The following is a 25,010-nucleotide window of genomic DNA, read 5'->3' as shown; positions in this document are numbered from 1 at the left end:
AGAAAGCGTGGGGAAAGACTTGAATTTTCGTGTTTATATTTTAGCTATCGCGGCTTTCGTAGTCGGAACGGTTGAGTTAATTATAGGAGGAACGCTCGATTTAGTTGCCAATGATTTAGGAGTATCTATTAGCGCAGCTGGTCAGCTTATAACAATATTTTCGGTAGTATTTGCTTTGTCAGGTCCAGTTTTATTAGCTGTGACAGGGAAGTTTGAAAGAAAAACATTGTATGTTGGAGCATTATCGATTTTCTTAATCGGAAATATTATTTCGGCATTTAGTGTGAATTACGGAATGCTAATGTTCTCAAGGGTTATTTGTGCGGCGAGTGGTTCATTAATTATTGCACTATCGGTAACACTTGCTTCTAGTGTAGTAGAACCGCATTTTCGTGCGCGTGCAATTGGAATCATTTTTATGGGAATTAGTGGATCACTCGTACTTGGAGTACCGCTCGGTCTTGTACTCGGAAATGCATACGGATGGCGTGCACCATTTGTATTAATTTCTGTATTAACAGTTATGGCAATAGCTTGTATTTCATTGTTCTTAACGAAAGTACCACCGACATCGGTATTATCAATAAAAGAACAACTTGCTACTTTAAAAGATAAAAAAATTGTAAGTGCACAGTTAACATCATTTTTGTTTTTAACGGGGCATTTAACATTGTATGCATATTTAACACCGTTTTTAAAAGATGTCATGCATGTTGAAGCAAACTGGATTAGTGTGTTTTACTTTATTTTCGGAATCGCAGCAGTAATCGGCGGCGGATTCGGTGGCTGGCTTGCTGATAAATGGGGATCGAAGAAAAGTATTATCTCGATTATTATCGTATTTGCATGTGCAATCTTCATACTGCCAATAATGACATTCTCATTCCCGCTCTTCATCATTATGATGGGACTTTGGAGTATGCTGAGCTGGGCGATTTCACCAGCACAGCAAAATTATTTAATTGAAATTGCACCGGAATCAGCTGGTATTCAGCAAGGTTTAAATAACTCTGCGCTTCATTTAGGAATTGCACTCGGTTCAACAGTAGGCGGAGTTGTTATTGAAAAATCATCTGTTATATATAATGCTTGGGTAGGCGGTGGCTTTATTATATTAGCACTGCTTTGCGCGATTTTCTCAATTACGAGAGGACGCTCTACTCAGTTCGTGAAAGAAGAATCTATCGTTTGATAGGTTCTTTTTTTATTTGTAAAAAATTGCAGGTTTTAGTAGGTAAATGGAGAAAAGGGTATATAGCGAGGTGATAGTATATGGATTATTCAATTATTGGTTTTATATTCACAGTATTGCCGTTATTTGTAGTTATCATTGTTTTTAGATGGATTCGTTTCATCTATCAAAATTCAGAGAAACAGGTAGAGCAAAATGAGAAAATCATTGAGCTGTTGATGGAGATAAAGGAACAAAATAAAAAGGAGTCTAAGTGAAAAACTAGACTCCTTTTTATTATTTAATTAGTACCTCAATTTCATCAACAAACTCTTAATTTCCTCATCTTCCATAAAGAGATCGTGGTGCTTCTGGGTAATCTTTGCAAGTGCAACGTCGTGATAGAAAAATTCTGTAAAGAACTTTACGAAAGGTTGTGACATTGTTTTCATCGCTTGCCATGACTCTTGTTCTACGCCAGCAAATAAAATTTCACGATCGTCAACGATGAGTAGCAAGTAGCGCTCTAATGCATTAGGTTCTTCAGCTGGGATTAGAAAATGCATGTTTTCTAAGTCTGTTTTTACTTCTCCAACAATAAGGGACTCAATTTGAACACCTTGTTTTGCTTTTTGTTCTAGTAAAGGAAGATATTCTAAAAGAGTATCATTCCAAGCGGAAATACGGATTGATTCTTTTGCACTTTCAATGAGTTCTTTACTTTGAACTCGAATAGAAGATTGCATCTTTAAGCTCCACACACGGTCATCTGTAAATGATTTTTTTGATATATTTGTTTCCAGTTCTTTAATATTTGATTGGAATTCTGTCGTTAATTTTTCAATTGCTAGCTTTAGTGGTAATGCTGTATACAATTTTTTCTTTTCTGAAACAGAATCCATTACCATTCCTTTATCGATTAGGCGTGCTAGCACTTCATATATTTTTGCTTTTGGAACACCTGAATGCTTCACAATTGTTGTAGCATCTAATGGTTCATTGCTTGATACGACAACTTCATAAGCCTGGCTTTCATATTGTGAGAAACCGAATTTTTGTAACATAGTTCCCTCCGAACGAATGAGATTATATTTTAAGGATAATGAACTATTTGTTTTTGCACAAGTGGTAGTCCGTTTTCTAATTGTATTAAGGTGAGAATTAATTTCAATTTTTTAATTTTATCTATTATACTTAATATAGTGATTAATAAGATTTTAATTTAATGCGAAGGGGATGCTGGGGGGAAGATGTTAAAAAGTTTACGTTTAAAAATTGCGGTAGTGTTTTCAGTACTTATTTCTATGATGTTCGTAATATTGGGTACAGCTGTGTATCAATTACAGAAAGAAAAGGAAGTGCGTTCCTTAGACGAGTATTCTCAAAATGCGATGGATCTTGTGACAGAGCAACTTACGACATTTGTTCAAAGAACGGATGAAGATATGGGGTATTACGCGAACAGTGAGATGATTCGTAATATACTTCAAGGTGGGGTTACTCCAGAAGAGGAAGCGTTTTTAACGAAAGAGTTTGCGGAGTATAAAAAGAATCATCCTGGTATTTTAGATTTATATATTGGTACGAAAGATAAAAAAACATTAAGTGCCAATCTTGCTGAAGGTGGGCAAGTGCCAGAAGGATATGACCCAACGACAAGACCATGGTATAAAGATTCAGAGGCTGATGTAAAAAAGGTCCATTGGGGACAACCTTCTTATGAAATTGCAACAGGAAAGTTAAGTGTAGGTGTTTCTAAAGCAATTACAGCTCAAGATGGATCTGTATTAGGCGTTGTTGCGATGGATGTATCGCTTGGTACGATTCAGAAGTTGCTTCACAATATTCAATACAATAATGACGGAGAAATGTTTATTATAAATGATAAAAATATGGCTCTTGTTTATCCAGAAAAGATAGGGAAAGATGTTTCTAAAGAGCCACTTATACAGAGCTTAAATAAAGAGGTAACAAAATATGCGGTCACTACAATAAAAGGTGAAGATGTAGTTGTTTATAGTCAATCATTTGACACGATGAAATGGACGATAGGAATCTTTTATCCGAAAGAAACGATCGATGGGCTATTAAATAGTACGAGAAATACAGTTATTATAATGGCATGTATTAGTTTATTAGTTGGAATCGTAGCTTCCTACTTGTTCTCAAGAAGATTAGCAAGACCACTGCAACTATTAAAGAATCACGTGCAAAAAGTAGCAGAAGGCGATTTAACGCTGCGAATGAAAGTGACAAGTAAAGATGAAGTTGGAGAGTTGACTAAGCACTTTAATGATATGGTTGAACAAATGAATGAAATGGTAAGTAAAATTAAAAACAGCGTATCAACGGTGCAACAATCAACGAATAGTTTACATTATTTAACGAACGAAACAGTAGCGGCTAGTAGAGAAGTTTCAGGAGCGATGGATGATGTGAGCGGAGGAGCTTCTACTCTTGCGAATAGTGTGGATGAAGTTTCAGCTCAGCTCGAGAATATGGCGGAGTCAGTAGAACAAATGAATAGCTCCGTTGGTGAAATAAAAGGAGTGGCTGGCAAAGCGGAAGAGGCATCTAAGCAAGGATTAAATACAATGAGGAATTTAATCCGTACGAGGGGACAATCATCTTCGATTGTTGTTCATACAGAAGAAGCATCGGATAAGTTAGAACAAAGAGTTGGATCGATTCAAAATGTTGTTGAGCTTATAAAAGGTATTTCGGATCAAACAAATTTACTTGCTTTAAATGCATCGATTGAAGCTGCCCGTGCAGGTGAGCAAGGTAAGGGATTTGCGGTTGTTGCTGAAGAGGTTCGGAAATTAGCGGAACAATCAAAAGAGGCAACCGGAGAAATCACAATGATGATTGGTGATGTACAATTAGAAGTAAAAAGGGTTGTAGAAGTTGTAAGTAAATTGAAAGACATTGCAGATGTGCAAAATAAAGTGACGACAGAGGCGGAAATGGAGTTCCGTACAATTATGTCAGTTGTAAATACGATTAGTACTTCAGTTGAAAAAATTGTAGAAGAGGTACATAACATAGGTTATGAGCAAGGGGAAATTACAGCGGTAATGCATACAATTGCTGGTACGAGTCAAGAAAGTGCAGCTGTTTCTGAAGAGGTACATGCTGCAACGGAATCACAGGTGAATCATTTAGAAAAGGTAGCTCACACGATGGAAAGTTTGACAGAACATATGAGAGATTTAGAAAGATTAGTCGAGCAGTTTAAAGTGGAAGAGTAACATATTAGTAAAATGATGAGGATTTCGGTAAAATAGACAATGGATATATAAGAAACGATTATAGGAGGAAGACTACTATGGCAATTGTTGATGTATCGATTATTCCAGTAGGAACAGGTAATCCAAGTGTTAGTGAATATGTAGCAGAAGTACAAAAGGTGCTAGAGAAAAATGCAGATCGCGTGAAGTATCAATTAACACCGATGAATACAATTATTGAAGGAGATCTTCCTGTCATTCTAGAAGTAATTCAACAAATGCATGAAGTTCCATATACGAAAGGTGCACAGCGTGTTGCAACAACTATTCGTATTGATGATCGTCGTGATAAAGTAAGCACAATGGAGAAAAAATTAAACTCTGTTCGATCAAAATTATAAGAAAAAGCAGCGATCTTCGCTGCTTTTTTCATATAGGAGGTAAATAAGATGAGTGAAAAGTTTAATGAACAATTTGACGGGTTGTTAGAGAAATACACGGAATTATTACTTGGAGAGAGCAATGAAGAGAGAAAAGAACAGGTACAGAAGTGGGCACTGTATTCTTACATAGCTAAGACGATGCCAGCTTTAGTAAAGCATTGGAATGAAACTTATCCAGATGCGAAAGAAGAGATGGTACAGTTAATTACAGATATTAAAAGGCTGAATGAAGAGAAGCGAAATGAGCAATAAAAAAACTTGAGGTAAATATAATCGCAAGTTTTCTGTATTAATATCCTTATATAATTTACATAGAATATAAAGGATTTTATAGGCATGTCGAATATTTTCGACATGCCTATTTTATGCCTATTAAACTCCATTTTTCTAAATGTCGAAAAATATTTCAGGTATATTTATAAGCAGAAATATAGGTTTTTAAATGTTTTTATAGTATTTTATAAATTATCTAAATAATTATTTGTATCCAATAATTTTAAACAATGATATAATTTTGAAGAGGGGTAAAAAACAGATAAATTACAGTCATAGGGGTGAATTACATGGAACAATTAATGCGAAATTCGTTTCTTTTCTTATCTAAAAATAAAGCGCTAACAAAACTGGCTAAAAAGTACGGTTTACGCTTTGGTGCAGGTCGCTTCGTCGCAGGGGAGACGATTGAATTAGCGACAGCTGCCATTCAACAATTAAATAAGCAAGGTCTTTGTGTAACAATCGATTATTTAGGTGAATTCGTTGATAATGAAGCGGAAGCAAATGAAATGGCTAACCAATCGATTGAAGCGATCCGTGCAATTGGAAGAGAAGGTCTTGATTCGCAGCTTTCTTTAAAGATGACTTCTATGGGATTAGATATCTCTGATGAAATCGTAATGAACAATATGCGCCGTATTTTAGAAGCTGCAAAAGAAAATGGTGTGTTCGTTACAATTGATATGGAAGATTATACACGCTGCGGAAAGACAATTGATATCTTTAAACAGTTAAAATCTGAGTACGATAATATTGGTACTGTTATTCAAGCTTACCTATATCGTACAGAAAAAGATATTGAGGATTTAAATGCTTATAAACCTAATTTACGTCTTGTAAAAGGAGCTTATAAAGAACCTGAAGAAGTGGCGTTCCCGGACAAGAAAGATGTAGATGACAATTATAAAAAGATTATTAAAATGCACTTATTAAATGGAAATTATACTGCAATTGCTTCACATGACGAAGCGATTATTGAATATACAAAAAAACTTGCTGAAGAACATAATATTCCAAGGGATCAATTTGAATTCCAAATGTTATATGGTATTCGTAATGAGCGTCAACTTGAGCTAGTAAAAGAAGGCTACAAAATGCGTGTTTACGTACCTTATGGAAACGACTGGTATGGATATTTCATGCGTCGTCTAGCAGAGCGTCCAGCAAACGTTGCGTTCGTATTAAAAGGTATGGTTAAAAAATAACCAAGGAGAAAATACTCCTTGGTTATTTTAATTGCTGAAATGCGTAATGTGCCATTTTTTTCGTATCAGGATATAGTTGCGCGCGAGTAGAAGATAATACGACGTTAATGACGCGTTTACCGTCTTTTTCATCCACTGTTACGACTGTATATTTTCCGAGTGCTGATAGACCGCTTTTACTTCCAATCGCATATGGATCGTCATATAGTTCTTCTCGTCCGTAGTTTGCGATGTTTGGAGAGCGTTCTGAAGTATGTAGAGTTGTACGTGTTGAATTCATATATTCTAAAACAACTGGATACTTTAATGCTTCTTTCGTAATAATAGCAATGTCATATGGCGATACTTTATTTCCAAGTGCATCAGCACCACTTGCGTTCTTGAAAGTCGCATGCTTTGTACCGAGTTCCTTCGCTCTAGCATTCATCATTTTTACAAATTCATTTTTTGATCCTGCAATATGTTCTGCAATTGATTCAGCTATTGGATCTGCACTAATGATAAGCATAAGTTTTAATGCCTCATCACGCTTTAATTTTTCTCCAGCACGAAGTTTAATTTTCTTACTTTGACTTTCTGTTTTAATTGCGTTTTCTGTAACTGTAATTTCTTCATCCTCTTTTACATTCTCTAGTAAAAGAAGGGTTGTCATCATTTTGGCTATACTAGCCGGATAAGAGCGTTCGTCTTCGCGTTTTCCATACAAAACTTCACCTGTGTCTGCATCGATTGTAACTCCATATTGCCCAGTAATATTAGGTTGATCAGCTCTTACAGCTTGTTGCCTTTGTGCATAAGAGAAGAAAATCATCCCTGTAAATAGTGTGGCAATCATTACAATCATAACTATTGTTCGTTTCATTATAATTCCCTCATTTGTTACAAATAAATTGGGCAGAAAAAGCAGCCATTAATCATTATGCCACGTTCTCTGCCCAAAAATATAGCGTTATTTTTCGCCCATATTATGCTTTTTATATTGTTGGTTATTACCTTGACGTCCTTTTTCCACGCCGTGGTTATGCGGACCTGCGTTTCCAGTTACACTAGCTGCACTAATTCCAGCCTTTGAAGGGTTCTTCTTAAGTTTTGCCATATATATTCCTCCAGTTTCGTCAGATTATAAAAAGGGAAAGTGTATTTTAGTGAAGAAAATACATATATAGCATGGGCAAATAAAAGAAAAATATTTATTTCAGAAAATTTTATCAATAAATATATTGCGAAAATTTAAACAGTATCATATATTTATTAGTAGAGGCTCACTCATTGATTGCGACTTATGTCGAAAAATTGAATGAGCATTCATTCAAGAATAGGGGGAGAATTGGATGTTCCAAATTAAAAAGGCTGCTGTTCTAGGTTCAGGCGTAATGGGTTCGGGAATTGCGGCACACTTAGCTAATATTGGTATTCCGACATTATTGCTTGATATTGTACCACCTGCGCTTACGAAAGAAGAAGAAGCGAAGGGACTTACATTAGAACATAAAAGTGTGAGAAATCGTTTTAGTAATACGGCTGTGCAAAAACTATTAAAGCAAAAACCAGCTCCTCTGACAGTGAAAGGAAATTTAGCACTGATTGAAGCAGGTAACTTAGAAGATGACCTTGAGCGTCTAGCTGATGTAGATTGGATTATTGAAGTAGTAGTTGAAAACTTAGATATTAAAAAGAAACTATTTGAAAAAGTAGATGCGGTTCGTAAACCGGGTTCTATCGTAAGCTCGAATACGTCAGGTATTTCAGTTGAAAAAATGGCAGAAGGTCGTTCAGACGACTTCCAGAAACACTTCTTAGGCACACACTTTTTTAACCCACCACGATATTTAAAACTTCTAGAGGTAATACCGACGAAAGAAACAGATCCACAAGTATTAAGCTTCATGAAACTATTTGGCGAAGACGTTCTTGGAAAAGGCGTTGTTATCGCAAAAGATACACCAAACTTTATTGGAAACCGCATCGGTACGTACGGTTTACTTGTTACTCTTCAAGAGATGGTAAAACGCGGCTATAGCATTGGGGAAGTTGATTCTGTAACAGGCCCACTTATTGGTCGTCCGAAGAGCGCAACGTTCCGCACATTAGATGTTGTCGGTTTAGATACATTCGTACACGTTGCAAATAACGTATATGAAAATGTGCAAGAAGAAGAGCGTGATGTATTTAAAGTACCAGCTTTCATGCATGACATGCTTGAGAAAAAATGGCTTGGAAGTAAAACGGGTCAAGGCTTCTTCTTAAAACAAGGAAAAGAAATTTTAGAATTAAATCCTGAAACGATGGAATACGAAGCGCGTAAAAAATTAAAAGCTGCATCCGTAGAGTTAAGTAAACAAGAAAAAGGATTAGCGAATAAATTGAAAGCGCTTGTATACGCGAAAGACCGTGCAGGAGAGTTATTATGGAACATCATTACACCAACTCTTTTATACTCTGCAAAACTTCATAAAGAAATTGCTGACGATATCGTTGCAATTGATCAAGCGATGAAGTGGGGCTTCGGCTGGGAGCAAGGACCATTTGAAGTGTGGGATGCAATCGGCGTTGAAAAATCTGTTCAAAAGATGGAAGAAAACGGCGTAGTTGTTCCTACTTGGGTGAAAGAAATGTTAGAGAAAGGTTTCACTACTTTCTATAAACATGATAACGGCGATAGCTACTATTACGATAATGGCGAATATAAGCTAATTGAGCGTAATAAAAAAGCAATTTCTCTTAAGCAATTAAAAGCGAAAAATGGTGTATTAAAGAAAAATAGCGGAGCGAGCTTAATTGATTTAGGCGACGGCATCCTTTGCTTAGAGTTCCATTCGAAGAGCAATGCAATCGGTATGGATATTACGCAAATGATTAACTACGCTGTTGATGAAGTAGAAAAGAATTATAAAGGTCTTGTTATCGGTAACCAATCGAAGAACTTCTGCGTTGGTGCGAACCTAGCAATGATCTTAATGGAAGCACAAGACGACAACTACTTTGAAATTGAGTGGGTTGTAAAAAACTTCCAAGATGCAATGACGAAAATTAAGTACTCTTCTAAGCCAGTTGTAGCAGCACCATATGGTATGACGCTTGGCGGAGGTACAGAAGTTTGCTTACCAGCAGCGAGCATTCAAGCTTCTAGTGAAACGTATATGGGCTTAGTAGAAGTTGGTGTTGGCTTAATCCCTGGCGGAGGCGGTAATAAAGAGCTATACATTAAACACTTAAACAAAATGGCAAACGGTGTAGAGTTTGATCTGCAAAAAGTTGCAAATAAAGTGTTCGAAACAGTTGCAATGGCGAAAGTTTCAACTTCAGGACAAGAAGCAGTTTCTCATAACTTCTTAGGTGATAAAGATGGTATTAGTGTGAATGGTGATCACTTACTATACGATGCGAAACAGAAAGCACTTGCTTTATATGAAGCTGGTTACAAAGCGCCAATCCGCAAAAAGATACCAGTTGTTGGGGAAACAGGATATGCAACTCTTGCACTTAGTGCAGAAGCAATGCATTTATCTGGTTACATTTCAGAGTATGACCTTCACATTGCGAAGAAACTTGCATATGTCATTGCAGGCGGAAAAGTACCGTACGGAACAGAAGTTGATGAGCAATATTTATTAGATGTAGAACGTGAAGCATTTATTAGCTTAGTAAGTGAGATGAAATCACAAGCAAGAATGCAGCACATGCTTGTAAAAGGAAAGCCATTACGTAACTAATAACGAGGGGAGATATCGTTCATGAGAGAAGCTGTCATTGTTGCGGGAGCAAGAACACCAATTGGAAAGGCAAAGAGGGGTTCATTAAAAACAGTTCGTCCTGACGATCTAGGGGCGTTAGTAGTAAAGGAAACGTTAAAGCGTGCGAATTATGAAGGACCAATCGATGATTTAATTTTCGGTTGTGCGATGCCAGAAGCAGAGCAAGGTTTAAATATGGCTCGTAATATCGGCGGATTAGCAGGACTTTCTTACGATGTTCCAGCTATTACGATTAACCGTTACTGTTCTTCAGGTTTACAAAGTATCGCTTACGGAGCAGAGCGTATTATGCTTGGTCACTCTGAAGCTGTATTATCAGGCGGAGCAGAATCAATGAGTTTAGTTCCAATGATGGGACACGTTGTTCGTCCGAATAGTCGCCTTGTAGAAGCGGCTCCAGAATATTATATGGGTATGGGACATACAGCAGAGCAAGTTGCTGTGAAATATGGAATTTCTCGTGAAGAGCAAGATGCATTTGCAGTAAGAAGTCATCAACGTGCTGCGAAAGCATTAGCTGCAGGAAACTTTGCTGATGAAACAGTATCTGTAGATGTAACGTTACGTACTGTTGGATCAAATAACAAACTGCAAGAAGAAACAATCACTTTCGCACAAGACGAAGGTGTAAGAGCAGAAACAACGCTAGACATTTTAGGTAAATTACGTCCAGCATTTAACGTTCGCGGTTCTGTAACAGCTGGTAACTCTTCACAAATGAGTGACGGTGCAGCATCTGTACTATTAATGGATCGCGAAAAAGCAGTGAGCGATGGCATGAAGCCACTTGCGAAATTCCGTTCATTTGCAGTAGCTGGCGTACCACCAGAAGTAATGGGAATCGGCCCAATCGCTGCAATTCCAAAAGCGTTAAAACTAGCTGGCTTAGAGCTATCTGATATTGGCTTATTTGAACTAAATGAAGCATTCGCTTCTCAATCAATTCAAGTTATTCGTGAACTTGGTTTAGATGAAGAAAAAGTAAACGTAAACGGTGGTGCAATCGCACTTGGACATCCACTTGGCTGTACAGGAGCAAAACTAACACTATCTCTTATTCACGAAATGAAACGCCGCAACGAACAATTCGGTATCGTAACAATGTGTATCGGCGGCGGAATGGGAGCAGCGGGAGTATTTGAATTACTTTAAAAAAAGTGGAAGCGGCTCGCTCAGAATGAGAGGGGGATGGAGCTTCAGACGTAGAGGCGTTCTTTGCCTCGCAGGAAGAAGCGAAGCCACCGAACATTCTAGCCGCTGGAACTGGATTAGATAAAAAGTGCAGGTGGCTCGTTTAGAACAGGAGGGCGTTGGAAGCCCTGACGAAGAGGCGCTTTTTGCCTCACAGGAAGGGGTGAAACGACCGACTGTTCTAGCCACTGGAACTGGATTATAAAAAAGTGGAAGCGGTTCGCTCAGAACGAGACGACGCTAAAGCAAAGAATGGAAGCAACAAAGGTTTATAAAAAAAAGGGAGAGCCAGCTTCTTTCAAAAAGAGAGAAGCGGCTCATGAAAATATGAAGGAGGAAATTTTCATGGAAAAAACAGTAGGAAATGCGGTTAAAGGCGGTAGCTTTTTAGTAGATGAGATTACGATTGATCAAGTGTTTACGCCAGAAGATTTTTCATCTGAGCATAAAATGATTGCAAAAACGACAGAGGACTTTATTGTAAATGAAGTTCTTCCAGAGCTTGAATATTTAGAGCAACATGAGTTTGATCGTTCAGTTCGTCTTTTAAAAGAAGCTGGGGAACTTGGTTTATTAGGCGCTGACGTACCAGAAGAGTACGGCGGAATTGGTCTTGATAAAGTAAGCTCAGCGTTAATCGCAGAGAAATTCTCTCGCGCTGGTGGCTTTGCAATTACTCACGGTGCTCACGTAGGTATCGGATCTTTACCAATCGTATTATTCGGTAACGAAGAGCAAAAGAAAAAGTATTTACCATTACTTGCAACTGGTGAAAAATTAGCTGCATACGCATTAACAGAGCCAGGTTCAGGATCTGACGCATTAGGTGCAAAAACAACTGCACGTTTAAATGCAGAAGGTACACATTACGTATTAAATGGTGAAAAACAGTGGATTACAAACTCTGCATTCGCTGACGTATTCGTTGTATATGCAAAAATCGATGGAGAGCACTTCTCAGCATTTATCGTAGAGAAAGACTACGCTGGCGTATCTACAAGCCCAGAAGAAAAGAAAATGGGTATTAAATGTTCTTCAACTCGTACGTTAATTTTAGAAGATGCGTTAGTACCGAAAGAAAACTTACTTGGTGAAATCGGTAAAGGTCATATTATCGCATTCAACATTTTAAATATCGGTCGTTATAAATTAGGTGTTGGTACAGTTGGATCTGCGAAACGTGCAGTAGAAATTTCAGCACAATATGCAAACCAACGTCAACAGTTCAAACAACCAATCGCTCGCTTCCCATTAATTCAAGAGAAACTTGCGAATATGGCAGCAAAAACATATGCAGCTGAAAGCTCTGTATATCGTACAGTAGGTTTATTCGAAAGCCGCATGAGCACATTATCTGAAGAAGAAGTAAAAGACGGTAAAGCAGTAGCAGCTTCTATCGCTGAATATGCAATCGAGTGCTCTTTAAACAAAGTATTCGGTTCTGAAGTATTAGACTATACAGTAGATGAAGGTGTTCAAATTCACGGTGGTTACGGATTTATGGCAGAGTACGAGATTGAAAGAATGTACCGTGATTCTCGTATTAACCGTATTTTCGAAGGAACGAACGAAATTAACCGCCTAATCGTACCAGGTACGTTCTTACGTAAAGCGATGAAAGGTGAATTACCACTTCTTCAAAAAGCACAAAAATTACAAGAAGAGTTAATGATGATGATGCCAGAAGAAGTAGGCGATGAGCCATTAGCACTTCAAAAGTATTTAGTAACTAATGCGAAGAAAATCGGCTTAATGGTAGCTGGATTAGCGGCTCAAAAATACGGTAAAGCATTAGATAAAGAGCAAGAAATTCTGGTAAATATCGCTGACATCATAAGCAATCTATACGCAATGGAATCAGCTGTTCTTCGTACAGAAAAAGCAATCAAAACAACTGGTCTTGAAAAGAATAAACAAAAAGTGTTATACACTGAAGTATTCTGCCAAGAAGCATTTAACGAAATCGAAGCAGATGCGAAAGAAACACTTATCGCAGTTGAAAACGGCGACATGCTGCGCATGATGTTATCATCATTACGTAAATTAACTCGCCACACACCACTTAACGTAATTCCGAAGAAACGTGAAATCGCTGCGAAAATTTTAGAAGATGAGCGTTACACAGTTTAATATCTTTAAAGAACAGTAGTCGTTTATACGGCTACTGTTCTTTTTTTGAAAAAAAGAAATTTTTAGTGACATAAAACTAATGGTATTAGTTTTCGTGAAAAGGGAGATGGGACTATGAGGATGATACATGAAAAAACGTTATATCAATTGTCATTTTTGCCAAGAGCGTTTCCTGTAAATTGTTACTTTGTAGAGGAAGAAGATGGTTTAACTTTAATTGATGCGGCTTTGCCATATAGCGCAAAAGGTATTTTACAGGCGGCTGAGAAAATAGGAAAACCAATTACTAAAATTGTATTAACACATGCGCATGATGATCACATTGGTGCATTAGACGCATTAAAGGAAGTACTTCCTCATGTTCCAGTCTATATTTCTAAGCGGGACGCAAAGCTGTTAGAAGGAGATACGACGTTACAAAAGGATGAACCGAATATACCGATAAAAGGCGGTGTACCTAAAAAATTAAAAACGGTACCTGATGTTTTATTGGAAGATGGCGACCGAGTTGGATCGCTTCTTGCGATTATGACACCGGGACATACGCCGGGCTCCATGTCGTTTCTTGATGTAAGAAATAAAGCTCTTATTGTTGGGGATGCATTCCAAACAAGAGGAGGTATGGCTGTTTCGGGACAAATAAAATTTTGGTTTCCGTTTCCGGCGATGGCAACGTGGAGCAAAGAAATATCATTACAAAGTGCACAGAAGCTAAGCGAATATGAGCCTTCCTTGCTTGCAGCAGGGCACGGAAAAATGATAAAGGATCCAGGGGCTGTCATAGAGCTTGCTATTAAGGAAGCGAAGCGGAATATAGAAAGTAAGAAAGAGGGTTAATTTATGTCACCGAGAATCGGACTTACATTACAGAAAATTGTAGAAACAGCTGCAGAAATTGCAGATACAAATGGAATACAAGAAGTAACGTTAGCTTCATTAGCGCAAAGATTAGGGATACGTTCGCCCTCACTATATAATCATGTAAAAGGGTTACAAGATGTACGAAAAAATCTTGGTATTTACGGAATAAAACAGCTGCATAACAAACTGGAAGAAGCAGCCGAGGATAAACGTATGGATGAAGCAATTCATGCATTAGGAGAAGCATATGTAGCATTTGTCCGAAAACATCCTGGACTATATGAAGCAACTTTTTTACGAGATGAAGAAGTAAGAAAAGCAGGTGACGGAATTGTAAAGCTTTGTCTTCAGGTTTTACAACAGTATGGCTTAGAAGGAGAGAATGCACTTCATGCGACACGCGGATTCAGAAGTATTTGTCATGGATTTGCTTCGATTGAACAACAGGGCGGATTTGGTTTGCCGTTAGATTTAGATATAAGTTTACATGTATTGTTGGAAACGTTTATTAAAGGGTTACGTGAATAAGAAGCGAGGCAAACAAAAACCTTAGAAGTGATTCTAAGGTTTTTTAGTGCATATAATTCGAAAAGAGCGGTAGGCTTTTTCTCATTACATGATATTATTTTACTGGTTTGAAAAATGTGTATATGACTACGGAAAGGCAAACGAAAATAAAAGCAATAGGATCTTGATATGGACTAGGCTCAGAGCCCTTCTGGATTTCTGTAAGGAAGTCATGTGTTTTCATGTTCATTGCTCCTTTAACTAATAAGTTTTATATGATGCGAGGGTTATAGTGGATAGGAAGTATTTTTTAAAATTTCATATAATAATTATTGCATAGCAATTCTATTCCTAAAACTATAAAATATAAAGTTTTCATAATATGTAAAATTGCATATTATTCTTTTTGAAAAAATCGTTATATTATCTATATATTTGTATTAAATGATTTTCGTTAAGGTAATGAAAACAAATGGAGGAATAGTATGAGAAAAACAGTATTAGACGCGTATAATGCAGAAAGAGAAGTAGATAACATAACATATAAAAATCTAGTTGTAACGATTGCAAGCATTCTAGGGTTCTCACTCTTAGGGGGATTATTCCTTGCTTTAGCCCTTGGAATTTTTGGAGAAGAGGTATTACGTGCTAATTTAGAGGGATATTATTTACTTCTATTTGATGCAGCTGTTGTTACTATTGTTTTATTTGCTTATAAACCAGTGCTTCATTTTATTAAGAACATATGGGATGTATCTGTTTTAAAAAATGGGAAAACCTACTTGTATTTATTAATAGGTTTTATCATCATTGCATTAACTCAGTATGTAATGTTAGAGTTGTTTAGCTTTGAAAGTGCAGGGCAGCAGCGAGATCAATTAGGGAGCTTAGGACTTCAAAATAGTCTACAAAGTATTATATATGTGTTAAGTGTTGCTATAATTACACCAATTAAAGAAGAAATTTTATATAGAGGTATTTTGTATCGATTTTTTGAAAAGAAATATAGTTTTCTAGTTGGTATCATTATTTCTTCCTTTATCTTTGGGATTCTTCATGGTGGTTTTCCGGTTACGGCAATGATTATGGGGATTGTATTTGCTATGTTATATAAGAAAACACAATCTATTGTACCTAGCATCATTTTACATATTGTATGGAACTTACTTGTGAGTATAAGTATGATTGTATCTCTATAAAAATAAATACATAACCAGTATAAAAGATGAATGGCTTAGCTATTCATCTTTTATTTTTTTTATATGTGGGAAAAGTTGATGAATACAATCCAAAAAGAACCAAATACTAATGATGAATGAACAAAGAAAGGCGGGTATGTTATATGCAAAACTTAACAGAGCTTGAAGTAGAAAACTTACGTCATTTAATTGGTGGACATGCAACAATTATTAACAAGTTGGAGCAGTATGCACAGACGTGTACGGATCCACAACTGAAACAAATGCTACAAAAAGATGCGCAAGATGCACGAAATACGAAACAGCAATTAATGACTTTCCTAGGATAGGAGGAAGCGGAAAATGAATGAAAAAGATATGGTAAATGATTATTTAGCAGGATTAAATGCAAGTTTAACAAGCTATGCAAATTATATTGCTCAGTCTGATAATGAACAGTTACATCAAACGTTAATTCAAATTCGTAATCAAGACGAGTCGCGCCAACGTAATATGTATGAGTACGCAAAGCAAAAGAGTTATTACAAACCGGCAGCACCTGCTAATCCGATGATTGTACAGCAATTAAAAAGTCAATTAAGTGCGGAATAACAGGAAAAAGAAGACGAGCGAATTTATTCGCTCGTTTTCTTTTTGTATATGTCAATAAATACATAATAAATATTTTTCCAGTTGTAACAAATATGACGAAAATGGAATATAACAATTCACAAAAAGGACAAAAATTTTGTTCAATATTTCACAAAGTATCCATGGTTTCTATCGTGGGAACCTCTATAATTAGGATTGTAAAGAACAAAAGAAATAGATTATATGATCAATTAGGAGAGATTGCTATGAAAAGACATACAAGAAAAATTGCAATTATCGGTACTGGATTAGTTGGATCAAGTTGTGCGTATTCTATTGTGAATCAAGGTATTTGCGAAGAGCTATTATTAATTGATATAAATCATGAACGTGCAGTTGGGGAAGCAATGGATTTATCACATTGCATTAACTTTACAAATACAAGAACAAAAGTATATGCAGGAAGCTATGAAGACTGCAAAGATATGGACATTGTTATTATTACAGCAGGGCCAGCACCAAAACCTGGACAAAGTCGCTTAGATACTTTAGGAGCGAGTGCGAAGATTATGGAAAGTGTTGTTGGTGGTGTAATGGCAAGTGGATTTGATGGTATTTTCTTACTTGCATCGAACCCAGTTGATATTATTACATATCAAGTGTGGAAATTATCTGGATTACCTAGAAATCGCGTAATCGGTACTGGTACATCACTAGATTCTTCTCGCTTAAGAACAATTTTATCTGAAATGCTACATGTAGATCCTCGTAGTATTCATGGGTATTCATTAGGAGAACATGGTGATTCTCAAATGGTTGCTTGGTCTCATGTAACTGTTGGTGGAAAGCCAATTCTGCAAATTTTAGAAGAACAAAAAGAACGATTTGGTGAAATAGATTTAGATGAAATTGTTGAGAAGACTGCAAAAGCTGGCTGGGAAATTTATAAACGTAAAGGAACTACTTATTACGGGATTGGAAATTCTCTAGCATATATTGCGAGTTCAATCTTTAATGATGATCACCGTGTCATTGCTGTTTCAGCCATTTTAGATGGTGAGTACGGTGAATATGATATTTGTACAGGAGTACCAGCTATTATTACTAGAGACGGTATAAGAGAAGTTGTAGAACTCAATTTAACAGAGGATGAAGAATCTCGATTCGCAAAATCAAACGATATTTTACGTGATTATATGAAAACAATTGGTTACTAACTTATAGGAGAAGGTGAAACAAATGAAGGAATATATAATGTCTCGTGTATTTAAAGCATCTGCTGGAATCGCACAAGGTATTTTCGTATCCCTCGGAATTGGTTTACTGATCGAAAATATAGGAAGAATTGTTGATATACCATTACTTATTACAATCGGAGTTGTTGCAAAATCACTAATGGCACCGGCAATTGGTGCCGGCATTGCTTTTATGCTCAGTGCAAACGGTCTTGTAATCTTCTCGGCGATGGTAGCCGGAGCGATTGGTGCCGGATCCATTTCAATTACTGAAGCTGGTCTAATTATTAAAACAGGTGAGCCAATCGGTGCATTATTAACAGCAACTTTAGCTGTATATATTGGTAAACGTTTAAGTGGAAAAACTGCGTTAGATATGATGCTCGTTCCATTTGCGGCCATATTAGGTTCTGGTTTAGTAGGCATTTGGTTATCTCATAATATTACTCCTGTTTTAAATGCAGTTGGAGCGTTTATTAAAGATAGCTCAGCTGGTAGCCCATTCATCGCTTCTATCGTCATTGCAGTAGTTTGGGGACTATTACTTATCTCTCCAGCTTCATCAGCTGCGTTAGCAATTGCACTTAGCTTAGACGGTGTTGCAGGTGGTGCTGCTCTTGCCGGATGCGTTGCTCAGTTTATCGGATTCTCTGTCATCTCAGCGAAAGAAAACAATTTAGGTGGCATATTAGCTCAAGCACTTTGTACTCCGAAAGTACAATTGCCAAATATCACTAAAAATCCAATGATTCTCGTCCCAACTGTCGTCGCCAGTGCTATAGTCGGTCCAGTATCAGCATTAATTTTCCAACTGGAAGCAGGAAAGGAAATTGCAGGTCTTGGATTAAGTTCTCTTATCGCACCAATTAATTTAATTTCCAGCCAAGGATGGGAAGTTATCCCGGCGATGGTAATTACTTATATCGTCATTCCAGTAGCTGTTTCTTATATACTTTACATTGCTCTTAAAAAAGCAGGTCGTATTCATTCTGGTGATATGACTGTACCGCAATCTTAAATTGAAAATCTCCTTAATAATAGATAAAAGCAGACTGAAGCCACAGTCTGCTTTTTTGTCATGCTACATTCTATGATTTTGTTTTACTGGAACTCTTATTGGTTCTTTGGCCAATAAGAGCTGAACGCCGAAGTAAAGTATGCTTGCAAGCGTCATTCCAGAAACGGCATCTACAAAGGCATGCTGCTTCGTAAATAGCGTTGATAAAATAATAAGTGTACCGAAGAAAGTAAGGATGTAATATTCAAAAACATGCTGTTCTCTACGCTTAAAGGCAGCTAACATAATTACAAATGTAGTAAGAACGTGAATGCTAGGGAAACAGTTTACTGGCTGGTCGATACTATAAATATAGCGAACTAGTTCAGAAAATACATCTGTTCCAACGACAGTCGGACGTGGTACCGTTGTTTGCCAAAAATAATAAATAGAAAAACAAGCAAGCTTTCCAAAAATAACACTACTTAAAGTAACATAATATTGCTTTCGGTCAGCAAAACAGTAATAAATAAGTGCGCCGTATAAGTATGGAAACCAAAGTAAATAAGGAATAATAAATGCTTTTACAAATGGAATCCAATCATCCACTACAGTTGTAACGTCTACTGCGTGAACAGTCGATTTATTTAATACGTCGTAAAGGGGACTTACGAGCACGAGTAGAAGTATATAACTTAACGGAAGAAAAGATGAAAGTTTAAATTTCTTCATGTTGATCTCCTATGTTTAGTAATGTAAGTAAATTCAATTGATTATAATATAGAAACGTGAATTGGGCTATCGATTTTACTTACATTTTCTTGAATTAACCTTACGTTTTTGTCACTTGACTAAAAAGAAGGGGAGGGTGCTAAATGAAGCGTTTATCGTATTTCTTATTTTTTATATTGATATGCCTAGTCGGTGCTGGGTGTGCAAAGGATAAAGAAGGAGAGAAATTAGAATATAACGGAAGAGCACTCGTAATTGGAGTTGTTGGAGAAAAACCGAAAGATACGTTTAGGAATATAAAGTTTGAGGAAATGAAGTTAGAGGAACTGGAAAAGAAATCTAAGGAAGTAGATGGTTTTCTAATAATGAAAGATCACTTTCAAGAAGCCTCAACAGAGCAATATAAAAATGTATTTTCATCACTAAAGAAACCAGTGTTTTTTATCGGTTTACAAGATAAATCATATTCGATTTTTATTACAAAAGGGATAGAGTATAACAGTGCCCGAAAAGATGTAAATGCTATGTATACGCAAGGGTTTGCGAATATCGGAAGTGGTGAAGGACAACAATGGGCAGTTGGTTTATCGAATGGTGGAAATACAGAAGAAAGTATTCATAATATGTATATCGTCGTATTTCAAACAATTGCAGATTATTTAAATAGATAATGAAGGAGCCTGCAAAAGAGGCTTCTTATTTTTTTAAACAAACGTTTGTTTAAGCTGTATGTTCGGTAGGAAGAAACCGATGTAACTCAAGGGTTAACAAAGAAAAATAGAGAATTAATCAAACGTTTGTTTAAGCTGTATGTTCGGTAGAAAGAAACTCCTGTAGTTCAAAGGTTAAGAAAGAAAATGGAGAATTAATCAAACGCTTGTTTAAGATATATGTTTGGTGCAGAATCTAAAAAATTTATATATTTATTTTTTTCTTAACAAATGGCGGAAAAATAAGAAAAATTCGCAGGATTATTAAAAATTATCACGAAATAAGTAAAAGTTTAGCGAATAATGGTTTGAAATAATAAAACGTTTTCTATATGATAAAGGTAAAGGTTAGTAAAAAAGTAGGTGAATTTATGACAGTAACATTTTATTCATATCCAAAGTGTGGCACATGTCAAAAGGCAAAGAAATGGTTTGAGGCAAACGATGTAGCATATGAGATGATTCATATTGTTGAAAATCCACCATCAAAAGAAGATTTACGTAATTTACATGAAAAAAGTGAATTACCATTAAAAAAATTCTTTAATACAAGTGGAATGCGTTACCGTGAACTTGGTCTAAAAGATAAGTTGAAAGATGCAAGCGAAGACGAAATGTATGAGCTTTTAGCATCTGATGGCATGTTGATTAAACGTCCAATTGTAACAGATGGAACGAATGTAACACTTGGTTTTAACGAAGAGCAGTTTGAAAGTGTGTGGAAAAAGTACCAATAAGGTATTTTTACATAATTAATACATTCACTGGAGGTACAGTCATGAGCATTCCAAATAATTTACGTTACTCTGAAGAACACGAATGGGTAAAAACTGAAGGTAATGAAGTTGTTATCGGTATCACTCACTTTGCACAAGGTGAGCTAGGCGATATCGTATTCGTTGAACTTCCTGAAGTAGGTGCAACAATCGAAGCTAACGAGCCATTCGGAAGCGTAGAATCTGTTAAAACAGTTTCTGAGTTATACGCACCTGTAAGCGGTAAAGTTGTAGCAGTAAACGAAGAATTAAGTGACCAACCAGAACTTGTTAACGAATCTCCATACGAGGGTGCATGGATGGTTAAAGTTGAACTTTCTGATGCAAGCCAAGTTGAGAAGTTATTAACTGCAGAAAAATATGCAGAAATGACAAACCAAGACTAATTATAGTCGACTAAAGGACAGCCTTTGTGCTGTCCTTTTTTATTTTTTGTGAAATAATGAAATTCAAGTTATATGTAAATAAATAAGCTATTATGAGAAAAACTGTTTTGTGGTAAGGTTTCATAAGTCTTCACAATCTAAACGAGCCGCTTGCGCTTTTCATTGTCTAGCTCCAGCGGCTAGATTGTTCGGTGGCTTCGCTTCTTCCTGCAAGGCCAAAAGCGCCTTTACGTCAGAAGCTCCATCCCCCTCACAATCTAAACGAGCCGCTTGCGCTTTTCTTTTGCAAAAATAAACAGGAAACAACATGAAAATAACGAATATACTATATACTAAGTTCAAGGTTATATAGTATATGGTGATCGGGTGATGACATATGATTTATGTAGAAAAAGTCATTATTGTAGAAGGTACATCAGATAGAAGAAAGATTGAATCTATTATTCGTGAACCGGTGGAAATTGTTTGTACAAATGGTACAATTGGTTTGTCGAAAATGGATGAGCTCGTTGATCAGTTTTTTGATAAGGAAGTGTATGTGCTAGTGGATGCTGATGATGCTGGAGAAAAGTTAAGGAAACAATTTCGAAAAGAATTCCCGCAAGCCGAGCATATCTATATTGATCGCTCGTACCGAGAAGTGGCAACTGCGCCATCTACACACTTAGCAAATGTATTATGGGGAGCCGACATTGACGTTTATACAGAATATTTACGGTAAGGAATGATAGAAGTGATTGATTGGACAGGAGCCGAAGCTACAGCCCTAATAGAGAACGAAGAAAAAACAGTATTATATGTATATACTCCAATGTGTGGAACATGCCAATTAGCAAAAAAGATGTTAACAGTCGTTGAGATGACAATTGAAGGCCTCAAAATTGGGATGTTAGATTTAAATTATGCTCCGCATTTAGCGAAAGAGTATGGGATTGAAAGTGTACCTTGTTTACTTGTTTTTGAAAATGGGACACTGATGAAGAAGATATACGCATTTCATTCGGTTGAATATTTATATACGGAATTAAAGTAGGCGGCAAAATTTTTGCCGCCTCGACATATTTCTTGGGAAATATGTCGAGATGCAGGGTGGATACAGTATTTGTCGAGCGAAAATAACAGGATTGCTCTTTAGTGAGAGGGAATGGTATGTAATAGAAAGTGATATGAAGGATGTGATTTAGGGTGAGATTATATTCTTTGCTTCAATCATTTGTAAATTACGCTAATGCTCAATATCATTTAGAACCGCTTTTAAGACAAGAAGAAAAAACTGTTAATTTTCGTTTTGGAGATGAAAGTTGTTCGTTACAAATTTCAAGAGATTATATAGAGCTGGTACATGAAGAAAGAGGAACGGAACAAATCATTTGCTTAGATGAAAAGGATATAGAACAATTGGTGAATGGAAATGTACGATTGCAAATGCTAATGAATGATGGACGTGTACAATATTCGGGAACGTACCGAACGATGTTATTAGTGGAATCGATGTTTCATATATGTAAACCGATGTCAGTAGGTGCTTAAAATTCTGAAGTTTCATTTTTTGCGAAAATTTCTGTTGACATGGTGAGTGTATATTGATACAATTCAAGTCATAAAATATAGACAATTTCATAAATTTCAAATCAGACGAAAATTGAATCTGATTTCTCTTATCAAGAGAGGTGGAGGGACTGTGCCCTGTGAAGCCCGGCAACCGTCAACTTATGTTGAAATGGTGCCAATTCCTGCAAAGCAAATGCTTTGAGAGATGAGAGAGAGGGATAATGTTGTTATATACGCATAAAAACCTTTCTGCTTCTCTAAAGCAGAAAGGTTTTTTTATTGTTTGAATGTGGAGGACATTCAAATAATAAAAGTAATGATAACAGTGGACTACACGCATTAAAAATAAAAAATTGCGGAGTCGACCTAAACAAAAAAGGGGTGAACATCATGATTCTATTAGAGAACGTAAAGAAAATATATAAGGCGAAAAGCGGTGATGTCACTGCTGTAGATAATGCCAATTTAAAAATAGATAAAGGTGAAATATTTGGTGTTATCGGATATAGTGGCGCTGGAAAAAGTTCTTTAATTAGATTGTTCAATCAGTTGGAGAAACCAACTTCTGGCCAAATTACAATTGCAAATCGTGTCATTTCAGCAATTACAGGAAGCGAACTTCGTAAGGCAAGGCAAGAAATCGGAATGATTTTTCAGCACTTCAACTTACTTTGGTCACGAACTGTACGTGAAAATATAGAGTTTCCACTTGAAATTGCAGGTGTTGATAAAGCGAAGAGAAGAAAACGTGTTGATGAATTAATTCATCTTGTTGGATTAGAAGGAAGAGGAGACGCGTACCCATCTCAGCTGAGCGGGGGACAAAAGCAACGCGTTGGGATTGCAAGAGCATTAGCTAACAATCCACAAGTGCTTTTATGTGACGAAGCAACGTCAGCTCTTGATCCGGAAACGACAGATCAAATTTTGGATTTACTATTAGACATTAATAAGCGCCTTGGTTTAACAATTGTACTCATTACACATGAGATGCACGTAATTCGAAAGATTTGTAATCGTGTTGCGGTAATGGAGAAAGGAAAGATTGTAGAAACAGGTCCAGTACTTGATGTATTCCGTAATCCGAAGCAAGATATTACGAAACGATTTGTACAGCAGTTAACGGATTCTGAAGATACAAATGAAACGATTGAAAGTTTAATTGAAAAATATCCAGATGGAAAAGTAATTCGTTTGCAGTTTATCGGTGAGGCTGTAGAAAGACCAGTGCTTCAACGATTGATGCAACGCAGTGACATAGAAGTTAGCATTTTGCAAGGAAATATCGCACAAACGAATAACGGTTCTTACGGTAGTTTAGTTGTTCATTTAAATGGTGAGGAAACAGCGATCCTGCAAGCAATAGAAGGAATTCATCAAGATCAAGTAGAGCTGGAGGTGATTGCACATGGATAAGTTACTCACAAATGTTGATTGGAATCAAATGTTAGAAGCAACTGGTGAAACGTTATATATGACGGCAATCGCAGCTCTTGCGACATTTGTTTTAGGACTCATTTTAGGATTGTTACTCTTCATGACAGCAAAAGATAATTTATGGGAAAACAAATCAATTAATACGGTGATTGGAGCATTCGTAAATATATTCCGTTCTATACCATTCATCATTTTAATTATTTTATTAATCCCATTCACAAAGATTCTTCTTGGAACAATTCTTGGAGCAAGTGCAGCTTTGCCGGCTTTAATTATTGGAGCGGCACCATTCTACGCGAGAATGGTTGAAATCGCACTTCGCGAAATTGATAAAGGTGTAATTGAAGCTTCAAAAGCAATGGGAGCAAAAACAAGCACAATTATTTTGAAAGTGTTAATTCCAGAATCGTTACCAGCATTAGTATCTGGTATTACGGTTACGACAATTGCTTTAGTAGGCTATACAGCAATGGCAGGAGTTGTTGGTGCTGGTGGCCTTGGAACACTTGCTTACTTAGAAGGATTCCAAAGAGGGAATAACGATGTAACAATCGTTGCGACAATTTGTGTATTACTAGTTGTATTTTTAATTCAGTGGATTGGTGATAGTTTAACGACTCGAATAGATAAACGATAATGAAAAACGGG

The 25,010-nt window shown here is 36.6% G+C and carries 28 protein-coding genes and 1 riboswitch; of the genes, 24 read left to right on the top strand and 4 right to left on the bottom strand.

The features are described 5' to 3' along the window. Positions 1-7: 7 nt before the first annotated feature. Together DN404_RS16315 and DN404_RS30575 are read left to right on the top strand one after the other, a co-directional pair. On the top strand, positions 8-1,192 hold the full coding sequence (locus tag DN404_RS16315; protein WP_002025014.1) for an MFS transporter: 1,185 nt from the start codon (positions 8-10) through the stop codon (positions 1,190-1,192). An 80-nt stretch (positions 1,193-1,272) separates the two neighbouring features. Continuing rightward, positions 1,273-1,449: a hypothetical protein gene (locus DN404_RS30575; RefSeq protein ID WP_000386584.1), complete on the top strand. Its 177-nt coding sequence runs from the start codon at positions 1,273-1,275 to the stop codon at positions 1,447-1,449. 27 nt (positions 1,450-1,476) lie between these two features. Here DN404_RS30575 and DN404_RS16310 read toward each other — a convergent pair whose 3' ends face one another. Next, entirely contained in the window at positions 1,477-2,235 is a 759-nt protein-coding gene (locus tag DN404_RS16310; RefSeq protein WP_149215229.1) for a TrmB family transcriptional regulator, read from the bottom strand. Positions 2,236-2,421: 186 nt separating this feature from the next. Here DN404_RS16310 and DN404_RS16305 point away from each other — a divergent pair, with 186 nt between their 5' ends. The 4 genes from DN404_RS16305 (at position 2,422) to DN404_RS16290 (ending at position 6,325) form a co-directional block, all read left to right on the top strand. Further along, positions 2,422-4,422, top strand: a complete 2,001-nt coding sequence (locus DN404_RS16305) for a methyl-accepting chemotaxis protein (protein WP_044306506.1) — start codon at positions 2,422-2,424, stop codon at positions 4,420-4,422. A 77-nt stretch (positions 4,423-4,499) separates the two neighbouring features. Further along, entirely contained in the window at positions 4,500-4,802 is a 303-nt protein-coding gene (locus DN404_RS16300) for an MTH1187 family thiamine-binding protein (RefSeq protein WP_001018860.1), read from the top strand. Between the two features lie 48 nt (positions 4,803-4,850). Further along, the gene (locus tag DN404_RS16295) at positions 4,851-5,096 is read left to right on the top strand and encodes a YusU family protein (protein WP_001290594.1); all 246 of its coding nucleotides are present in this window, start codon (positions 4,851-4,853) and stop codon (positions 5,094-5,096) included. 311 nt (positions 5,097-5,407) lie between these two features. Further along, positions 5,408-6,325, top strand: a complete 918-nt coding sequence (locus DN404_RS16290; protein WP_000436783.1) for a proline dehydrogenase family protein — start codon at positions 5,408-5,410, stop codon at positions 6,323-6,325. 22 nt (positions 6,326-6,347) lie between these two features. On the opposite strand, the gene DN404_RS16285 is transcribed toward DN404_RS16290, so the two are convergent. Both DN404_RS16285 and DN404_RS16280 read right to left on the bottom strand, forming a co-directional pair. Continuing rightward, a complete protein-coding gene (locus tag DN404_RS16285; RefSeq protein WP_000831462.1) occupies positions 6,348-7,187 on the bottom strand; it encodes a D-alanyl-D-alanine carboxypeptidase family protein in 840 nt (279 codons plus the stop codon). An 87-nt stretch (positions 7,188-7,274) separates the two neighbouring features. Next, positions 7,275-7,421 carry a YuzL family protein gene (locus DN404_RS16280; protein WP_001096344.1) on the bottom strand — a complete coding sequence of 49 codons (147 nt, stop codon included), beginning with the start codon at positions 7,419-7,421 and terminating at the stop codon, positions 7,275-7,277. Between the two features lie 235 nt (positions 7,422-7,656). Here DN404_RS16280 and DN404_RS16275 point away from each other — a divergent pair, with 235 nt between their 5' ends. From DN404_RS16275 to DN404_RS16230, 10 genes are all read left to right on the top strand, one after another. After that, positions 7,657-10,038: a 3-hydroxyacyl-CoA dehydrogenase/enoyl-CoA hydratase family protein gene (locus DN404_RS16275; RefSeq protein ID WP_149215228.1), complete on the top strand. Its 2,382-nt coding sequence runs from the start codon at positions 7,657-7,659 to the stop codon at positions 10,036-10,038. Positions 10,039-10,059: 21 nt separating this feature from the next. After that, positions 10,060-11,232 (top strand): acetyl-CoA C-acetyltransferase, encoded by a 1,173-nt coding sequence (locus DN404_RS16270; RefSeq protein ID WP_001206345.1) that lies wholly within the window; start codon positions 10,060-10,062, stop codon positions 11,230-11,232. A gap of 384 nt (positions 11,233-11,616) precedes the next feature. After that, the gene (locus DN404_RS16265; RefSeq protein WP_149215227.1) at positions 11,617-13,401 is read left to right on the top strand and encodes an acyl-CoA dehydrogenase family protein; all 1,785 of its coding nucleotides are present in this window, start codon (positions 11,617-11,619) and stop codon (positions 13,399-13,401) included. Positions 13,402-13,515: 114 nt separating this feature from the next. After that, positions 13,516-14,238, top strand: coding sequence for an MBL fold metallo-hydrolase (locus DN404_RS16260; RefSeq protein ID WP_001242322.1), 723 nt, complete (start codon positions 13,516-13,518; stop codon positions 14,236-14,238). Between the two features lie 3 nt (positions 14,239-14,241). Further along, positions 14,242-14,790 (top strand): TetR/AcrR family transcriptional regulator, encoded by a 549-nt coding sequence (locus DN404_RS16255; RefSeq protein ID WP_000074937.1) that lies wholly within the window; start codon positions 14,242-14,244, stop codon positions 14,788-14,790. 464 nt (positions 14,791-15,254) lie between these two features. Further along, a complete protein-coding gene (locus tag DN404_RS16250; protein WP_149215226.1) occupies positions 15,255-15,968 on the top strand; it encodes a CPBP family intramembrane glutamic endopeptidase in 714 nt (237 codons plus the stop codon). A 143-nt stretch (positions 15,969-16,111) separates the two neighbouring features. Continuing rightward, positions 16,112-16,297: a hypothetical protein gene (locus tag DN404_RS16245; RefSeq protein WP_001180555.1), complete on the top strand. Its 186-nt coding sequence runs from the start codon at positions 16,112-16,114 to the stop codon at positions 16,295-16,297. Positions 16,298-16,310: 13 nt separating this feature from the next. Further along, positions 16,311-16,559 (top strand): spore coat protein, encoded by a 249-nt coding sequence (locus DN404_RS16240; RefSeq protein ID WP_149215225.1) that lies wholly within the window; start codon positions 16,311-16,313, stop codon positions 16,557-16,559. Between the two features lie 245 nt (positions 16,560-16,804). Next, positions 16,805-17,755, top strand: coding sequence for an L-lactate dehydrogenase (locus DN404_RS16235; protein WP_000820649.1), 951 nt, complete (start codon positions 16,805-16,807; stop codon positions 17,753-17,755). Between the two features lie 22 nt (positions 17,756-17,777). Beyond that, positions 17,778-18,791, top strand: a complete 1,014-nt coding sequence (locus DN404_RS16230) for a PTS sugar transporter subunit IIC (RefSeq protein WP_149215223.1) — start codon at positions 17,778-17,780, stop codon at positions 18,789-18,791. A 63-nt stretch (positions 18,792-18,854) separates the two neighbouring features. On the opposite strand, the gene DN404_RS16225 is transcribed toward DN404_RS16230, so the two are convergent. Beyond that, a complete protein-coding gene (locus DN404_RS16225) occupies positions 18,855-19,502 on the bottom strand; it encodes a phosphatase PAP2 family protein (protein WP_000713775.1) in 648 nt (215 codons plus the stop codon). A gap of 143 nt (positions 19,503-19,645) precedes the next feature. Here DN404_RS16225 and DN404_RS16220 point away from each other — a divergent pair, with 143 nt between their 5' ends. The 8 genes from DN404_RS16220 to DN404_RS16180 all read left to right on the top strand — a co-directional run bounded on the left by DN404_RS16220 (position 19,646) and on the right by DN404_RS16180 (position 24,999). Then, on the top strand, positions 19,646-20,173 hold the full coding sequence (locus tag DN404_RS16220; protein WP_000826874.1) for a hypothetical protein: 528 nt from the start codon (positions 19,646-19,648) through the stop codon (positions 20,171-20,173). A gap of 410 nt (positions 20,174-20,583) precedes the next feature. After that, positions 20,584-20,949, top strand: coding sequence for an arsenate reductase family protein (locus DN404_RS16215; protein WP_000218968.1), 366 nt, complete (start codon positions 20,584-20,586; stop codon positions 20,947-20,949). A gap of 41 nt (positions 20,950-20,990) precedes the next feature. Further along, entirely contained in the window at positions 20,991-21,374 is a 384-nt protein-coding gene (gene gcvH / locus DN404_RS16210; protein WP_000026897.1) for a glycine cleavage system protein GcvH, read from the top strand. 376 nt (positions 21,375-21,750) lie between these two features. Further along, positions 21,751-22,095, top strand: a complete 345-nt coding sequence (locus tag DN404_RS16200; protein WP_000640870.1) for a toprim domain-containing protein — start codon at positions 21,751-21,753, stop codon at positions 22,093-22,095. 3 nt (positions 22,096-22,098) lie between these two features. Then, positions 22,099-22,407, top strand: coding sequence for a thioredoxin family protein (locus DN404_RS16195; protein WP_002025020.1), 309 nt, complete (start codon positions 22,099-22,101; stop codon positions 22,405-22,407). A gap of 152 nt (positions 22,408-22,559) precedes the next feature. Beyond that, positions 22,560-22,904, top strand: coding sequence for a hypothetical protein (locus DN404_RS16190; protein WP_001242136.1), 345 nt, complete (start codon positions 22,560-22,562; stop codon positions 22,902-22,904). A gap of 125 nt (positions 22,905-23,029) precedes the next feature. Further along, positions 23,030-23,137: riboswitch (SAM riboswitch) on the top strand. Between the two features lie 178 nt (positions 23,138-23,315). Next, the gene (locus DN404_RS16185; RefSeq protein WP_042867948.1) at positions 23,316-24,341 is read left to right on the top strand and encodes a methionine ABC transporter ATP-binding protein; all 1,026 of its coding nucleotides are present in this window, start codon (positions 23,316-23,318) and stop codon (positions 24,339-24,341) included. Beyond that, positions 24,334-24,999 carry a methionine ABC transporter permease gene (locus DN404_RS16180; RefSeq protein ID WP_000359557.1) on the top strand — a complete coding sequence of 222 codons (666 nt, stop codon included), beginning with the start codon at positions 24,334-24,336 and terminating at the stop codon, positions 24,997-24,999. Before DN404_RS16185 ends, DN404_RS16180 begins: the two co-directional genes overlap by 8 nt. Positions 25,000-25,010: the final 11 nt, after the last annotated feature.

It is taken from the genome of Bacillus sp. TE8-1 (assembly GCF_008368855.1).
Lineage (GTDB): Bacteria > Bacillota > Bacilli > Bacillales > Bacillaceae_G > Bacillus_A > Bacillus_A cereus.
This window is presented reverse-complemented; position numbering and strand designations above follow the sequence as displayed.

Bases quoted from the DNA above. Each gene is read 5' to 3' on its own strand.
- DN404_RS30575 (WP_000386584.1), top strand. From the start codon at position 1,273: ATGGATTATTCAATTATTGGTTTTATATTCACAGTATTGCCGTTATTT.
- DN404_RS16310 (WP_149215229.1), bottom strand. From the start codon at position 2,235: ATGTTACAAAAATTCGGTTTCTCACAATATGAAAGCCAGGCTTATGAA.
- DN404_RS16305 (WP_044306506.1), top strand. From the start codon at position 2,422: ATGTTAAAAAGTTTACGTTTAAAAATTGCGGTAGTGTTTTCAGTACTT.
- DN404_RS16300 (WP_001018860.1), top strand. From the start codon at position 4,500: ATGGCAATTGTTGATGTATCGATTATTCCAGTAGGAACAGGTAATCCA.
- DN404_RS16295 (WP_001290594.1), top strand. From the start codon at position 4,851: ATGAGTGAAAAGTTTAATGAACAATTTGACGGGTTGTTAGAGAAATAC.
- DN404_RS16290 (WP_000436783.1), top strand. From the start codon at position 5,408: ATGGAACAATTAATGCGAAATTCGTTTCTTTTCTTATCTAAAAATAAA.
- DN404_RS16285 (WP_000831462.1), bottom strand. From the start codon at position 7,187: ATGAAACGAACAATAGTTATGATTGTAATGATTGCCACACTATTTACA.
- DN404_RS16280 (WP_001096344.1), bottom strand. From the start codon at position 7,421: ATGGCAAAACTTAAGAAGAACCCTTCAAAGGCTGGAATTAGTGCAGCT.
- DN404_RS16275 (WP_149215228.1), top strand. From the start codon at position 7,657: ATGTTCCAAATTAAAAAGGCTGCTGTTCTAGGTTCAGGCGTAATGGGT.
- DN404_RS16270 (WP_001206345.1), top strand. From the start codon at position 10,060: ATGAGAGAAGCTGTCATTGTTGCGGGAGCAAGAACACCAATTGGAAAG.
- DN404_RS16265 (WP_149215227.1), top strand. From the start codon at position 11,617: ATGGAAAAAACAGTAGGAAATGCGGTTAAAGGCGGTAGCTTTTTAGTA.
- DN404_RS16260 (WP_001242322.1), top strand. From the start codon at position 13,516: ATGAGGATGATACATGAAAAAACGTTATATCAATTGTCATTTTTGCCA.
- DN404_RS16255 (WP_000074937.1), top strand. From the start codon at position 14,242: ATGTCACCGAGAATCGGACTTACATTACAGAAAATTGTAGAAACAGCT.
- DN404_RS16250 (WP_149215226.1), top strand. From the start codon at position 15,255: ATGAGAAAAACAGTATTAGACGCGTATAATGCAGAAAGAGAAGTAGAT.
- DN404_RS16245 (WP_001180555.1), top strand. From the start codon at position 16,112: ATGCAAAACTTAACAGAGCTTGAAGTAGAAAACTTACGTCATTTAATT.
- DN404_RS16240 (WP_149215225.1), top strand. From the start codon at position 16,311: ATGAATGAAAAAGATATGGTAAATGATTATTTAGCAGGATTAAATGCA.
- DN404_RS16235 (WP_000820649.1), top strand. From the start codon at position 16,805: ATGAAAAGACATACAAGAAAAATTGCAATTATCGGTACTGGATTAGTT.
- DN404_RS16230 (WP_149215223.1), top strand. From the start codon at position 17,778: ATGAAGGAATATATAATGTCTCGTGTATTTAAAGCATCTGCTGGAATC.
- DN404_RS16225 (WP_000713775.1), bottom strand. From the start codon at position 19,502: ATGAAGAAATTTAAACTTTCATCTTTTCTTCCGTTAAGTTATATACTT.
- DN404_RS16220 (WP_000826874.1), top strand. From the start codon at position 19,646: ATGAAGCGTTTATCGTATTTCTTATTTTTTATATTGATATGCCTAGTC.
- DN404_RS16215 (WP_000218968.1), top strand. From the start codon at position 20,584: ATGACAGTAACATTTTATTCATATCCAAAGTGTGGCACATGTCAAAAG.
- gcvH (WP_000026897.1), top strand. From the start codon at position 20,991: ATGAGCATTCCAAATAATTTACGTTACTCTGAAGAACACGAATGGGTA.
- DN404_RS16200 (WP_000640870.1), top strand. From the start codon at position 21,751: ATGATTTATGTAGAAAAAGTCATTATTGTAGAAGGTACATCAGATAGA.
- DN404_RS16195 (WP_002025020.1), top strand. From the start codon at position 22,099: ATGATAGAAGTGATTGATTGGACAGGAGCCGAAGCTACAGCCCTAATA.
- DN404_RS16185 (WP_042867948.1), top strand. From the start codon at position 23,316: ATGATTCTATTAGAGAACGTAAAGAAAATATATAAGGCGAAAAGCGGT.
- DN404_RS16180 (WP_000359557.1), top strand. From the start codon at position 24,334: ATGGATAAGTTACTCACAAATGTTGATTGGAATCAAATGTTAGAAGCA.